The 13,904-nt window shown below is 48.2% G+C and carries 11 protein-coding genes; all 11 read left to right on the top strand.

From position 1 onward, the window contains the following. Positions 1-96 precede the first annotated feature (96 nt). The 11 genes from ACLD0W_RS02760 (at position 97) to ACLD0W_RS02710 (ending at position 13,839) form a co-directional block, all read left to right on the top strand. The gene (locus ACLD0W_RS02760; RefSeq protein WP_410305977.1) at positions 97-609 is read left to right on the top strand and encodes a hypothetical protein; all 513 of its coding nucleotides are present in this window, start codon (positions 97-99) and stop codon (positions 607-609) included. 16 nt (positions 610-625) lie between these two features. Continuing rightward, positions 626-1,186, top strand: a complete 561-nt coding sequence (locus ACLD0W_RS02755; RefSeq protein WP_410305976.1) for a hypothetical protein — start codon at positions 626-628, stop codon at positions 1,184-1,186. Between the two features lie 132 nt (positions 1,187-1,318). Next, positions 1,319-1,612 (top strand): SymE family type I addiction module toxin, encoded by a 294-nt coding sequence (locus ACLD0W_RS02750; RefSeq protein ID WP_410305975.1) that lies wholly within the window; start codon positions 1,319-1,321, stop codon positions 1,610-1,612. Between the two features lie 609 nt (positions 1,613-2,221). After that, complete coding sequence (locus ACLD0W_RS02745) at positions 2,222-2,422, top strand: hypothetical protein (RefSeq protein WP_410305974.1); 201 nt, start codon at positions 2,222-2,224, stop codon at positions 2,420-2,422. Then, positions 2,406-3,332 carry a DUF4007 family protein gene (locus tag ACLD0W_RS02740; protein WP_410305973.1) on the top strand — a complete coding sequence of 309 codons (927 nt, stop codon included), beginning with the start codon at positions 2,406-2,408 and terminating at the stop codon, positions 3,330-3,332. The genes ACLD0W_RS02745 and ACLD0W_RS02740 overlap by 17 nt, the downstream gene beginning before the upstream one ends. Then, complete coding sequence (locus tag ACLD0W_RS02735; RefSeq protein ID WP_410305972.1) at positions 3,329-6,829, top strand: hypothetical protein; 3,501 nt, start codon at positions 3,329-3,331, stop codon at positions 6,827-6,829. Before ACLD0W_RS02740 ends, ACLD0W_RS02735 begins: the two co-directional genes overlap by 4 nt. Beyond that, positions 6,816-7,646 carry a phosphoadenosine phosphosulfate reductase family protein gene (locus ACLD0W_RS02730; RefSeq protein WP_410305971.1) on the top strand — a complete coding sequence of 277 codons (831 nt, stop codon included), beginning with the start codon at positions 6,816-6,818 and terminating at the stop codon, positions 7,644-7,646. Before ACLD0W_RS02735 ends, ACLD0W_RS02730 begins: the two co-directional genes overlap by 14 nt. 29 nt (positions 7,647-7,675) lie before the next feature. Beyond that, on the top strand, positions 7,676-9,295 hold the full coding sequence (locus ACLD0W_RS02725; protein ID WP_410305970.1) for a DEAD/DEAH box helicase: 1,620 nt from the start codon (positions 7,676-7,678) through the stop codon (positions 9,293-9,295). After that, positions 9,292-11,115 (top strand): ATP-binding protein, encoded by a 1,824-nt coding sequence (locus ACLD0W_RS02720; RefSeq protein WP_410305969.1) that lies wholly within the window; start codon positions 9,292-9,294, stop codon positions 11,113-11,115. Before ACLD0W_RS02725 ends, ACLD0W_RS02720 begins: the two co-directional genes overlap by 4 nt. 51 nt (positions 11,116-11,166) lie before the next feature. Further along, positions 11,167-12,060 carry a phospholipase D family protein gene (locus ACLD0W_RS02715; protein WP_410305968.1) on the top strand — a complete coding sequence of 298 codons (894 nt, stop codon included), beginning with the start codon at positions 11,167-11,169 and terminating at the stop codon, positions 12,058-12,060. A gap of 954 nt (positions 12,061-13,014) precedes the next feature. Continuing rightward, positions 13,015-13,839, top strand: a complete 825-nt coding sequence (locus ACLD0W_RS02710; RefSeq protein WP_410305967.1) for an HNH endonuclease — start codon at positions 13,015-13,017, stop codon at positions 13,837-13,839. Positions 13,840-13,904: the final 65 nt, after the last annotated feature.

The raw sequence follows: 13,904 nt of genomic DNA, 5'->3' as shown, positions 1-13,904 counted from the left end.
CGCTCCTTTTGGGGCGGCCTTTTTTTGTGCTTTTTCTATGTGTTGGGAAAATGGCATCATCGATGAATCGGCAAAAATAAAAAGGGGTTGTTATTTATGGATGGCTTTATTTCCATCGGTGGAGCTTGGAAGTTTCTCACATGGCTGCCTAAGTTCATTTTGAGAAGAATATTCACGAAAGAAAGAATGTCCGAGCTGATTCTCTTTGACATAAGGCCCAGAGGAAGAAATGTCACTCTTAATTTGGGCGGGGGCGCGAATTATGATGTATGGGTCAGGTTTATTAATATCTCCCCGTTTGCGGTTGAGCTGGAGAAGCTCGAAGCTGAGCTCTGGTGTAATGGGGCAATATTGAAGACGGGGGTAAATAAGAGGATAAATATTGCTCCGGGGGAAGTTATGGAGCAGAGGCTTTGGGGTAATATTCCGGATAGCCACGCTGATCAGATTGCCAACAACGGCCCGGAAGGCCCGTTGGTGCTAAAAGGGAATATGGATTTCAATTGTAAAATAGTGAATTTTTCTAAGCATGATTGGAGCTTGGGTGATATTTATCCGGAGGTGATGAATGGTAATTTGAGGAAGAAGCAGGCTGAAACTGGGGTGTAATTTGAGGGGGTGGATTATGTGGGTTTCTATTGGCTCTGTTGTTGTGGCTGTTTTGGCATTTTTGTTTTCGGTGTTTTCTTTTAGAGAGAGCCGAAAAATTGATTTTGATAAGGCGATGCTGGGTTCGTGCGATGATTTACTCGGTCAGTCTTATGAATCGTTGATAAAGGGAAGGCAGGAGAATGGCTTTCCTGTATCCGATCGTCTTCAATGGCTAACCTCGGCGCGGCATATAATGAGATATTATGATGCCAAGAAGAGAATAAAAACAAAACCCTACCAAGTTTTGGTGGAAAATATGGAGGCGGTTTGGAGACATGATTTTTATAAGGCTCTGGATTTCCCGGATGTAATGCGGGGGCGGTACTTCTATCATGACGAAGATGGCGGAATCTATCCGCCTTCCGCGATGATTGTCGCCGAATTCTCTGCATGGAAGGAAGGTAGTCGTGACCCGGTGGAAGACTATGATGTTGAGAATTTTTTAAGTAATGAAGATTATAAATCGATGTTTTCCGCAATTTTTAGTCATGCTCGGCGATACTCGAAATATCGGGAGATAATGGCTGACGAATAAATGCAGTTTACGGATGCTTGAGATTTGGATGGTCTATTGCTAGATTTAAAGGGCCTCTTGGAAGAGGCACTGCCTCCGGGTGCGGCAACACCCGAAGGCAGCTAACCACAACAGACTGTACAGGAGTCCATCATGGCTGCTCGCAATCATAAGCCACGCGCCCGCGTGGGTAAAAGCGAAACCCCCAAACCCAACCGCGAATTTCCCTATATTCGCCACCTCAAGGTCCACCCCGGCCAGTACTACTCGTCCGGCGAGCCTCTGTATCTCCACCTAAGCCGCCCACCCAAGCCCCCGGTGCCCTGGGTCCACGTGAAGGGCTACTGGCTCGCCGAGGCCGGCTTTGCCATCGGCACCCAACTGGAGGTGGAAGTCAGCGGAGGCCGCCTGGTGATCTCGGCGGCCTCCGAGCCCTCCGGCACCTGACTGCCGCCCGCGCCGCCGCCTTGCCGGGCCGCGGCGCACAATTCCGCTTTATGTTGCGGATCTAAATCTACACTGATTGCCGCGGCGCCCCAGTAGCGGCGTTAAAGGCGGGCAAATTATGTGCTCTTATGAATAGCGCCTATGGCGTGTTTGTTGGTACTTGCTAACGATGTGCAAGCTGAAAAATAGAGCATCGGACTGAGTTTAACAAACTATCCGCGCGAGATAGCTCTGCTTGAAAAGTGTGATAGAGTTCTTGTGTTAAACGCTTTATATCGTGGCCCCAATAATAAGTAATGGCTCATAAAAGTGACAAAAAACAGGCATTTGTATGGCACTCTGCTGGAGGCTTTGTAGCAAAAATGAAGAAGCGAGCTGTAAGGCTGGTAGTATGTCAACGTTTGAGAATCAGGCACAGGAATCTCTCCGCTCAAATCTTGGAAGGCAAGAGTTCATCGCTGCCTACCAAGTGATGAGTTATTGATGCTTATCACTCGCTAAGGCTGTGCTGAAAGACCACTGTCCAAATGGACAGATCGTGTGACATGACTTACACTTGGCCTGCGCACGATGTAATGTCACATCGTGAATGTTACATGGTGATCCGGAATGGCGGTTGGAAAAAGCGGAAGGATCGTTCTCGAGGTCGAGCCCGAATTTAAAAGAGAATTGTACGATGCTCTTCATCAGGAAGGTAAGGGGCTTAAGCAATGGTTCCTCGAGAGCGCAGAAATGTTTCTTAAGGATAGAAATCAGTTAAATCTATTTGATGAAGACCAGGAGCATCATCCCGATGAAGCTCAATCCTGAAAAAACAAGCTTTGGTCGGCATGAGACTTTTCCTCTTCGATATGGCTGGTTGCCGAAAGGTTTTCAGGCTGTGCAGAAAGATCCTCATATATTCGAAAATGCCGATGAGGCTACAGTACGGATGGGGGTCGGAAAGAATATGGTCCACTCAATCCGGTATTGGCTTCGAGCAACGGGTATGATGGCGTCTAACGATTACTCATTGACTCAGTTGGGGAAGAAACTTTTAAACGAAGAGAAGCCCAGGGGCTGGGATCCATATCTTGAAGATGAAACCACTATATGGTTGCTGCATTGGCTGTTGGCGTCTAATTCAGAGTTAAGTACAACTTGGTTCTGGTTTTTCAATAGCTTCCACAAGCCGAAATTTACGGCTCAGGAGGCACAAGTGGCGCTCCGAGATTTCGTAAAAGCTAACGTAAAGAGTGCTGTGGCAACAACTACGCTAAAAAGCGACGCGGCTGTATTGTTGCGCATGTATGTGCAATCGAAAGGCAATACACGGACGCCGCTGGAGGACGCCTTGGATTCACCTCTCTCCGTACTTGGCCTGATAAATCAAGAGCCGGGGGGTAAAAGTTATATGTCGCAAGCCTCACCCAGACATGGGTTGCCGGAAGCTGTACTTGCTTACGCAGTGATTGAATTGTTTCGCTATCGTGAAGTTCAGGCCTTGCCGCTAGAAGAGCTTATGTATAGCCGTCAAGGCTATGCGGCACCGGGAGCAGTCTTCCGCCTTAGTGAATCCACGTTGGTTGGAAAGCTCGAAAACCTCGTTGAGGTGTTTCCTGGAATATTTGAAATTCGTGAAACAGCAGGTCTTCACCAGCTCTATCAGCTAGATGAAGTTGACCCTCTTAAAGTTTTGAACGCCCACTATCGATCACGACCCTTGGAGTCCGCAGCATGACTTTGGCGGGGAAGATATCTGTCAGCACCCACTACACGCGTTCGATCAATGTTGAGAGAGATCAAAGCCAGATCGACGTGGTGAAGTCTTATGTCCCTACCTCAAGGGCACTGCGAACTTTGCAGCGCATCGTAGATGCATTTTCGGATGAGCAGCATCCGAGGGCTTGGTCATTGATCGGGCCTTACGGCTCTGGGAAGTCCGCTTTCGGTATTTATGTGCGAGGTTTGCTGGCGGCTTCTGGCTCAGAGCTTGGAAGAGCTGCTCGCGATAGCCTTAAGGATGTTTCTCCCTCGCTGGCGCATGCATTTGAGCAACAGGCTCAGGAAACTGAGGGGTACCTTCCGGTTATGGTTTCGGGGTCACCGGAACCCTTGTCTACGCGTCTAGTCGCAGCGATGGCTTCTGCCGCTTACTTGCGTTGGGGGGAAAAGCCGGGACCCAAACCGGCAGTTTTATCAAAGCTTGAGGAGGCATCTCGGCAATCGTCTATCCCTGCCTCCGTGGTGATAGATTTACTGGATGAGCTTGTTAGCAAGCTTGAGAATCAGAAAGGTGTAATACGTGGAGGCGTGGTCCTGGTAATCGACGAACTAGGAAAATTCCTTGAGTATGAGGCGCATAATTATGGTGCAAATGATATTTATATTCTTCAGGCCCTAGCAGAGTATGCCTGTGACTCTGGACCATCGAAGGTTTTTGTCTTTGCACTCCTTCATCAGTCGTTTGAGCAGTATGCTAAGGGGTTGGGAGAAAGTCTTAAAGCTGAATGGGCAAAGATCCAGGGCCGGTTTGAAGAAATTCCCTTCATTGAGTCTTCAGAACAGGTTTTGCGAGTGGTGTCGCATGCTCTTATTCAAAATTTATCTAAGCAAGATGAGAAAACGGTTAAAGAGAAGGTATCTAGCGCTACTCGAAAGCTTCTAAAAGCGAAAGCAATCCCTGGGGAGCTTAAAGAGGCGGAGGCGGTTGATCTTTTCACTAAATGCTATCCTTTACACCCACTGGCCGCACTTCTCTTGCCTGTTCTATGCCAGAAAGTTGCGCAGAACGAGCGTACATTATTTAGTTATCTGGGGAGCCAAGAAGAATTTGGTTTCCAAGATAAGCTGAGTTCTCTCGAAAGTGTTGGAGAATGGATATACCCGGTCGATATTTATGAGTATTTTGTGGCGAACCAACCGGCGGTTTTGTCCGATCAATTGACTCATCGGCGCTGGGCAGAGGTGCTCACCGTAGTCGAACGTCTAAATGATGTTACGCCACAAGACATGCATCTGCTAAAGACTATTGGGTTGCTGAATATCATTGGAGCAAGAGGCGGATTGAAGGCTTCTAAGGCGGTCCTGGAGTCGGCGTTTTCATCCCATGAGTTAAATAAATCTATTGGGTGTCTGAAAGATTTTTCTGCAGTTACATATCGTAAATTTAATAGCGAATATCGGGTGTGGCAGGGGAGTGATTTCGACCTGGAAGAGGCGATACACTCACAGGTTTCTGAACTTGGTAATTTTTCCCTTTCGGAAGAGCTTAATGGGTCTGATCAGGTCCTTCCTGTTGTGGCGCGAGCGTACTCCATAAAGACTGGAGCGCTGCGGTATTTCCAGCCTGTTTTTATTGATGCATCCACATTCAAGAAAGTTCCAATTGAAGACGTCAACCCACGGATTTTGTTTTACCTCGTTTTCGGCCAAGACGATATAGAATTCTTTAAACGTGAAGTCTCAGGGTATTTCTCTGCCTCGGATATTGTGGCTCTCTGCTTGAACGGGCCCAGGATCCGTGAAGCAGTTCAAGAAGTGCTGGCGCTAAGGGCTGTGGAGTCAACTCGTCAAGAGTTGGCAAATGATCCTGTTGCGCAAAGAGAATTTCGAGACCGGCTGACGGGAGCTTTGGCATCGAGAGACTCCTTCTTGCGGAATTTGATGCAGGAGCCTAAGCAAAATCAGTGGCATTGGAAGGGAAGAAGGCTGCAGGTCGAAGACAAGCGCGCACTTCAAAAACAGCTGTCGATTGTTCTAGAGAATGTATTCTCAAAATCTGCTGGGTTACATAATGAACTTATCAATCGGGACAAGCCGAGCAGCCAGGCCACGGCGGGAAGAAATAAATTGCTTTATGCCATGCTGGCAAATCCTGAGAAAGCTGACTTGGCAATTGAAAAATTCCCTCCGGAAAAGGCTATATACCGATCTATTTTAAGGGAGACGGGTCTTCATGTCCCTTCCAGAGACTCGGTGAATAGCTGGATGTTCGAGGAGCCGAAGAAAGGAAGTGAATTATTTGAAGTCTGGCGTGAGTTGAAACGCTTTCTTGAAGCTACAGAGGCTGCGCCAAAAAGTTTTACGGAGTTGACTGACGTGTTGACCCGGCCTCCTTATGGTGTGAAAAAAGGGGTGTTGCCAATTCTTTATGCTGCCTCGCTCTTGATATATAAGAATGAGGTGGCGTTATACGAGAATCGGCGTTTTGTGGCCCACTTGACCGACGAAATATTGGAGCGTTTTTCAAAGGTCCCAGAGGAATTTTCTGTTCAGAGATTTAAGATAGAAGGACTTCGTAGATCAGTCTACGAGCAGTACCAGGAAGCGCTGTTCTCCGACGATAAAGACCGGTCAGTGCTCGAATTAGTTCGCCCTCTTGCCTCTTTCATAGGCAATTTGCCCGATTATACAAAAAAAACTAAGTCCGCAGACCTTTCGCTGCGGGCCAAAGAGTTGAGAGCAGCATTCAATCTAAGTAAATCGCCGCAATTATTGATTTTTGAAGACGTTCCGAGAGCTTTGGGGTTCGAGCCCGATAGCTCAGCTGAGAATATTAGAGGGATGGCGGCGGCTCTCCAGGATGCACTGAGGGAACTTAAATACGCATTCCCGAACATGGTCGAGCATCAGAGAAAGCTAATTGCTCAGGCGTTTCATCTTGACCCCAATACACCATTGCCTGCGCTACGCACTGCGCTTGCTGGGCGGTACCGTGGGCTAGAGTCGTACACCGTCGACGTTGATGGTATGCGAGCATTCTTAAAGCGCTTATGTAAAGACTCTGGTGGGGATGAGCATTGGCTGAGTAACATTCTAATGTTTTTAGGCCAAAAGCCAGCGGAAAAATGGGGCGATGCGGACCGCGCAGAAGCAGAGGTTAAGCTGGCTGATTTCTCCAAGCGCATTCTCGACCTGGAGGCACTGCGTCTTCATCATGATAAGGTGGCTGGCAAATATGATACAGACTTTGATGTTTATCTGCTTCGCTCACTTAAGAAAGGCGGAGAGCCGATCGATGAAGTTGTCGCTATAGGAGAGCAAGAGCGAGACTCTATTAGAGTCGTAAAAGAGTCGGTTATGGAGGCTTTGGCAGGTGATGGTGGCACTCTGAATCAGGAATCTCAACTGGCTGTGCTTGCTGAGTTAGTGGATGAATTTTTGACTCAATACAGGGCTCTTGCCAGAAAAAAACAGACGATCCGCCCCGCAAGGAGACAAGATGGACAAGCGTAAATATTCTCTTGCAGCAGCGTTCGAGAATGACGGTGCTAGGCACGTTCTTGGTTTATCTGGAGGGAAAGATAGCGCCGCACTAGCAATTTATATTAAAGATCGATATCCGGAACTTCATGAGAAGATAGAGTATTTTTTTTCGGATACTGGAGCTGAACTTCAGGAAGTCTATGATTTTCTGGACAAGATGGAGGCTTATCTAGGCAAGGAGGTCGTGCGTCTATCTAGCGGGCGACCATTCGAGCACTGGCTAAAACTGCACTCAGACTTTTTGCCCTCCGCTAGACAGCGTTGGTGTACTAGAGTGATGAAAATTAAGCCTTTCGAAGATTACGTCGGTAATGATTCAGTGATCAGTTATATAGGAATTAGGGCTGATGAGTTCCGAGAAGGATATGTGAGCCATAAAGAAACGATAAAGGCGGTCTTTCCTTTCATAGAAGACGGCCTTGCAAGAGAGGATATATTTCAGATTCTTGAAAACTCCGTTGGTATACCAGAGTATTATAAATGGAGGTCAAGGTCAGGTTGCTATTTTTGCTTCTTTCAAAGCCAAAAGGAATGGTTGGGATTAAAAAGGAATCACCCCGGGCTCTTTGAGGATGCGAAGCGGATAGAACAGGAAGCTGGTAATGGATACACCTGGGTTAACGGAAAGAGCCTGGATGAGGTGGTTGCGAGAGCGGAAGAACGAGAAAGAGAAGAAGGCGTGATCGGGCGTTTCTCGTCATCAACAGGAAAGCGCTGGCAAGATGAACTTCGCGCTAGTGAAGATGATGACCCACAAGATCAGGCATGTTTGATATGTTCTCTTTAATATAAAAATAAAATGATGCAGCGATATATATGGTAAATCCGGGTGAATCTATACAAACGATAGTGTCGCGCTTTTCGATTGATGAGTTGAAAGATGCTGTCGGGGAAGACATCTGCAGATCGCTTAGGGGCGTGGTCTCACCAGGGAATTTGCAGCGCTCCTTAGAAAAAGTTTGTTGTGCGCTAATAGAGGATGACTGCCATCAGTACCTCTCAGATCCAAATAAAAGGAAACTAATCCATACAAAGATCTCTAACGATAAGTTCTCTGAGTTGCTTGGCCGACTGCGGATAGGTGGTGAAAAAGGAGACATTGAGTTAATTGGAATTGAAGAAGATAAAGAGCTTTTCCGACAGTACCTTGGTTTCTTTGGGTTGTCTTCTTCAGGCTTTAAACTTCCGCCGTCATCGCTTGCAATAGAGGTAGTTGAACCTGAGTACACGCTTTTTAAGCACCAACGGGATCTGATGTGGAGAGTACATTCCTATGTATCGCACGGGCGTCCGGTCGTTCTTCATATGCCTACCGGGTCAGGCAAGACGCGAACATCTATGCACCTCGTTGCGCATTACTTAAAAGAGCGTGAGCCTGGTCTGGTCCTCTGGCTTGCGAGTACATCGGAACTGCTGGAGCAGGCTGCGGATACGTTCGCCAGTGCATGGGGCAAGTTAGGTAATAGGCGTTGCGGTATATATCGGGTCTGGGGCGACAAAGCTATCGATCTTGGAGAGATAGACGATGGGCTTGTAGTCTCTGGCTTTCAAAAGCTGACATCTTTATGGAAAATCGACCCAGTTGATGTTTTGAGGCTTGCTGCGAAAGTTAGTTTGGTGGTTGTGGACGAGGCTCATCAGGCCATTGCGCCGACTTATAAGGATCTGATTGAAAAATTCCTGCTCACCGGTCGTCGTGGTGTTCTTGTGGGATTGACCGCGACACCGGGGCGTACTTGGGATGATATAGAAAGAGACCAGGAGCTTGCGGACTTTTTCAATCAAAACAAAGTTTCACTCGAGATTGATGGGTGGGATAATCCTGTCTCATATTTAATTGAGAAGGGGTATTTGGCAAAGCCTGTATTTAAAAAACTAGATTACGGAAGTGCGGGAAACGCTGGTAGCAAAAAGGGTGATGGAGATGATTTTTCTTCGTCAGACTTGGATCGTGTCGCTAGAGATCAAGATCGTAATATTCAGGTTATAAAAGAAGTCCAAAGACTGGTCGAGGTAGGCCATAAGAGAATAATAGTATTTTGTGCGTCCGTCTATCATTGCAAAATCATTTCGCACATGCTGCGAGCTTTATCCATTGATAGTGGGTACATACACGGCGGAACAGATGATGAAAAAAGGAAGAGAATAATTAAGCGTTTCAAGTCTCAAGGTAATGCTCCCCAAGTTATTTGTAATTTTGGGGTGTTAACGACAGGGTTTGACGCGCCGCAAACCAGCGCGGCCATCATCGCACGTCCTACAAGGTCATTAGTTCTTTTCAGTCAGATGGTCGGCCGAGCGATTAGGGGCGAGAGAGCCGGTGGTAACCGCGAGGCGGAGATTGTGACGATTGTTGACACATCTCTCCCGGGGTTCGGCGATGTGGCGGAAGCGTTTTCTAATTGGGAAGATGTGTGGAAGAAGAAGGGGGCATGATGAATAACTATGAGTCAGAAGTAATTCCTAGTAGCTTGGCCATTACCGCCATGAGGGATTCTGGGTATAAAAATACAGCTTACGCCATTGCGGAACTCATCGATAATGCACAGCAGGCAGGTGCAAAAAATATTGAGGTTCTCTGTTTGGAGAAAGCTGAGCTCGTAGAGTCCAGACGACGCTCCAGGATTAATAAGATCGCGGTGATGGACGATGGCTCTGGTATGGACGCGAAAACGCTTCGGGCCGCCTTGCAATTTGGTAACGGGACACGTTTAGGCGACCGCTCAGGTATTGGCCGCTTTGGTATGGGCCTGCCAAATTCCTCGATTTCACAGGCTGGCCGAGTTGATGTATGGACGTGGAAGAATGGATATGACAACGCTGTCCATAGTTATTTATGTATTTCGGAGATTGAGTCGGGAGACATGCGTTTCGTCCCGGAGCCGGAGCACTCCCCGGTGCCTGAAGAATGGAGGGAGTTAAGTGACAACGAGGGGGCTACTGGAACGTTGGTTGTTTGGTCGGAGGTTGATGCACGACGCCTTACATGGAAGGGCGCGCGGGCTACACTTCAGAATACCGAAAAACTGGCGGGCCGAATTTACCGGTACTTTATAGAAGAAGGCGCACTAAGCATCAGATTGTTTGCAAAAAATATGGATTCCGGTGAAGTGATACACGATGATGAAGCGAAAATAAGTGACCCGCTGTATTTAATGAAATCCCCTTTAGTGCCAGAGCCATTTTCGAACCGCCCAATGTTTGATCTTTTTGTTGAGGAGACGCACTCAATTGAGTACGAGGGCGCTGTCCATGAGGTAAAAGTCCGTTATTCCGTAGCAAAGAAAGAAACGGCAGATAAGTCCGGAACTGCTGAACGAGGCAAAACAGCTTACGGTCGGCATGCTAAGGGAAACATCGGCGTTTCTTTGATAAGGGCGAGGAGGGAAATAGTATTAGATCACGGGTGGTGTATAGGATACGACCCTCGAGAGCGCTGGTGGGGAGCTGAGGTGATATTTACTCCGGAGCTTGATGAGGTTTTTGGAGTTACAAATAACAAACAGGCCGCTGTTCATTTTTCTGAGCTTGCAGGATTGGAATGGGAGGATTTGGCTGAGGATGATGAGGAGTTTCGTGACGTTGTATCAAGGCTGAAAGACGATGGTGATCCACGAGCTTGGCTGCTTGAATTGTCAGATAGCATCAAGCGCAACCTTGGGCAGCTTAGGTCGGCTATTAAGTCCCAAGCTGCTGGGGGAAGGTCTACTGGCAAGACTCGACATAACGATATCGATGACGTAACAGATAGCGTAAATGATAAGTGGAAAGACCGGTCAAAAGAAACACCGATCGAAAGCGAAGGTGAGCCGTTAGGAGAAAAAGACTACGACAAAGTTAAAGAGGATCTAGTTAAAGGAAAAGACTACTCCGAAGACGAGGCGGATGAAATTATTGGGCTTATTAAGGAGAAAGAGCTGCGAGTTATTTTTTTAGAGGCAGATTTTCCTGACGAGTTTCAATTGTTTTCAGTGGATATAAAGGGTTCTTTGACGGAAATCACCTTTAACAGAAAGCATCCCGCATTTGATGATGTTTTTGGAACAGTCAATACAGTCGACGAGGATGTGAACGACTTAACCAAAGAAGAGGTTCTTGGAAGGCTTGGTCGTGCTATTAACGCCTCAAAAATAATTTTTGCTGCATGGGCTCGCTACGAGCGCGAGGCAGGGCTCGATAAGGCCCGACAACTTAGCAAAATAAGGTTAAATTGGGGGCAGATAGCCGCCGATTTTTTAACGCCTGATATGGACTGAAGATTTGGCGCTGAAATTTTAGGAGGGGGTATGCGCGCGGACGGAGAGCGATTGGTTCAGCATATTTCGGAGGCTCGAAGCGAGGTCATCCTTTGCGCTCCATTTATTAAGAAAGGTGTTCTCGCTGCACTTATTAAGGTAGTTAACCCTCAGGTATCATTAAAAGTTATAACCCGGTGGCTCCCCGGCGAAATTGCGTTGGGAGTGTCGGATTTGGAGGTTTTTGAACTAATTCGGAAGCGCGAGAACTCCTTTCTCGGCCTCCTGGATAACCTTCACGCTAAGATGTATGTCTCAGATGAGAAATGTCTCATCGGTTCGGCGAACTTAACCTCAAAAGCTTTAGGGTGGGCGCCGGCGTCGAATATTGAAATGCTTTTTGGGGTATCCCGATCTGAACAAGAGGTCAGTAACCTTTTGGCAAAATTGGATTGCGCGAGAGAGGCCACCTTCGCTGAGTATGAATCAGTAAACGAACAAGCTGCTGAATTAAGGGGTGCGCTTCCAGAGGCGGCCATGGTGGCTGATGAAATGACGGTTGAGAATCCGTTGGAATGGTGGCTGCCTGAGTGTGCCGTTCCCAGTGCTCTTTACGCTACTTATGCTGGACGATATCAAAAGCTTGCAGAAGGAGTTGCGGAAGACGCTAGACTGGATTTAGATGTGCTATCTGTTCCAGAAGGTCTGGATGAGGAGAGCTTTAGAAATTATGTGGCTCTGGCCATCGTCAATATGGGGGGCGTTAGGGAAATTGTTAAGCAAATACCTGCTAGAATCAGCGATCAAAAGGGTGAGTATCTGGTAGGTTCCATGAGGTCTGATTTTGATGGGCAGGCTAGAGACAAGCAGTGGCAGATTATTCGAGAGTGGATCGACTTTTTCCTTTCCGACACTTACGAAGTTGCTCCCGAGAGTTACGTGGTCCGTCTCCGCCCTAAGTACTAAGAAGTGTTTGATTTGCTATGCGCCGAGGCTTCTTTCTTTTCTTGCTCCATCTTGCAGCAAAGTCTACTTATCTTTGTTCTCAAAGAATCATAAGTCTGGTGAATTAATAGCATGCTTTTGATGCTGATTCCTATGAGAGCCTTTGCGTAACGGTCTCTCGTGGATAGCGAAGCCGGGAAGAGGAAAATATCACATGAATCCTGGAGTGACATGGGTAAGTGTCCGGCGATATATATTGAAGAGGTCGCCGCCTTAAAATATGAAAAATCCCTCTCAAGATAATGATTTGCACTCATCAGTACTGTTACGAATCAGACGCAAAGCTTTTGGATCTTCCCTGGCATGTAAAAAGTTTTCTGATCAACCGGTGATCTTGTTTCGATTAGCATTTTCTTTGCGGGGGGGCTTTTGGTGAAGTTGGTGGTATTATCAGAAAGAACCGATTATTTTCCGCCTAATCGGTGAAGAGGGCGATGAGATAATATGCGGTGTGACGCAAGTCGCAATCGGCGATCATCTCCACACCGCCGATACCGAGTAGGATGCCAAAGATAACTTTGACGATAACACGGACTTTATAGTCTCAATCACAGCCAATCTTATTGATGAAGATGGTGTTTATTTGATCACGTCCGATCATATGTAAATTGGCTCTTTGCGCATTGGATAAGATCATTTTTCCGGCTTTACAGACCCCCTTTGTGAAGGTCAGATAAGGTCGAGCCTGCCCTTCAGTTCGAACCTTTGATGCCCTCCTCGCCGCTTCTTTCCTGCGGAAGGGCTCTGGCGCACTCTAGTTACTTCCTCTACTTGCATATATCACTAATGCGAATCCCTGCGTTGCAGGGCTGCAATGAAGAGCGCATACCCGTTATGATCCCTGACGAACAATAATCGTCGACGCTCTGGCTCTGGTCCGGGCGTCCAGGTAGTCAGTTGGCTTGGGGAAGCGCAGTGTTTGAAGTGGGGAAAGAGTATCACCGCCGTTCGCAGATTCACGAGGTGTATGGCGGACAGCAGCAAGGCGGTATCTCCACACCAAAGAACGCGCCCTATGTGTTCCTGTTCGTTTCAGAGACCGGCGGTCGGCACGGTTACACGGACGAATTCAAAGAGGGCGTCTTTTTCTATACCGGGGCGGGGCAAGTCGGGGACATGGTGCTCACCGGCGGCAATCGCGCCATTGCTCATCATCAGCAAGATGGTAAGACGTTGCACCTCTTCGAATACACGCGCCGTGGGTACGTTCGTTATATCGGGCAGGCGGACTGTATTGGTTACCACCAGGAAGAGCGGCCTGACCGGGATGGTAAGCTGCGTCAGGCCTTGGTGTTTCATCTCGATGTGAATTCGTCGCCTCCTTCCTCGTCCGTGCGGGAGGCTCGGCCGCTCTACGACCCTAGCGATACAGATAGGCTGAAGCGCTATTCGCTGGCGCAGCTTCGGGATGCGGCGCTCCCTAAGGCCGTTAGCACCGCCGAGCCACAGACTCGAATGCGAGTTGCCTACTACCGGGCCGAAGCGATTCGCCGCTATGCGTTGGCGCGTGCCAAAGGCTATTGCGAGGGCTGTGCCCAGCCGGCGCCGTTTTCCTCGTCACAAGGTCCTTATCTTGAGTGCCACCACCTTCACCGTGTGGCCGATGGTGGGCCGGACCATCCCGAGAATGTGGTTGCGCTGTGCCCGAACTGTCATCGTAGGGCCCATTACGCGAGGGATGCCGTGAGCTTTAACGCCCGGCTGGTACAGATTGCAAAAGCCGCTGAGGGGGGCTCCTAAACTTCGCAGAATCCCGGCTCCCCGGCTCGTGAGCGTAAATCTCAGGCAGCTTGCGGGGTAAGAGA

This window comes from Alloalcanivorax sp. C16-1 (assembly GCF_046507805.1).
Classification (GTDB): Bacteria; Pseudomonadota; Gammaproteobacteria; order Pseudomonadales; family Alcanivoracaceae; genus Alloalcanivorax.
This window is presented reverse-complemented; position numbering and strand designations above follow the sequence as displayed.

Excerpts from the sequence above, each read along its gene's own strand:
- ACLD0W_RS02750 (WP_410305975.1), top strand. The coding sequence starts at position 1,319 with ATGGCTGCTCGCAATCATAAGCCACGCGCCCGCGTGGGTAAAAGCGAA.
- ACLD0W_RS02735 (WP_410305972.1), top strand. The coding sequence starts at position 3,329 with ATGACTTTGGCGGGGAAGATATCTGTCAGCACCCACTACACGCGTTCG.
- ACLD0W_RS02740 (WP_410305973.1), top strand. The coding sequence starts at position 2,406 with ATGAAGCTCAATCCTGAAAAAACAAGCTTTGGTCGGCATGAGACTTTT.
- ACLD0W_RS02730 (WP_410305971.1), top strand. The coding sequence starts at position 6,816 with ATGGACAAGCGTAAATATTCTCTTGCAGCAGCGTTCGAGAATGACGGT.
- ACLD0W_RS02760 (WP_410305977.1), top strand. The coding sequence starts at position 97 with ATGGATGGCTTTATTTCCATCGGTGGAGCTTGGAAGTTTCTCACATGG.
- ACLD0W_RS02725 (WP_410305970.1), top strand. The coding sequence starts at position 7,676 with ATGGTAAATCCGGGTGAATCTATACAAACGATAGTGTCGCGCTTTTCG.
- ACLD0W_RS02755 (WP_410305976.1), top strand. The coding sequence starts at position 626 with ATGTGGGTTTCTATTGGCTCTGTTGTTGTGGCTGTTTTGGCATTTTTG.
- ACLD0W_RS02720 (WP_410305969.1), top strand. The coding sequence starts at position 9,292 with ATGATGAATAACTATGAGTCAGAAGTAATTCCTAGTAGCTTGGCCATT.
- ACLD0W_RS02745 (WP_410305974.1), top strand. The coding sequence starts at position 2,222 with ATGGCGGTTGGAAAAAGCGGAAGGATCGTTCTCGAGGTCGAGCCCGAA.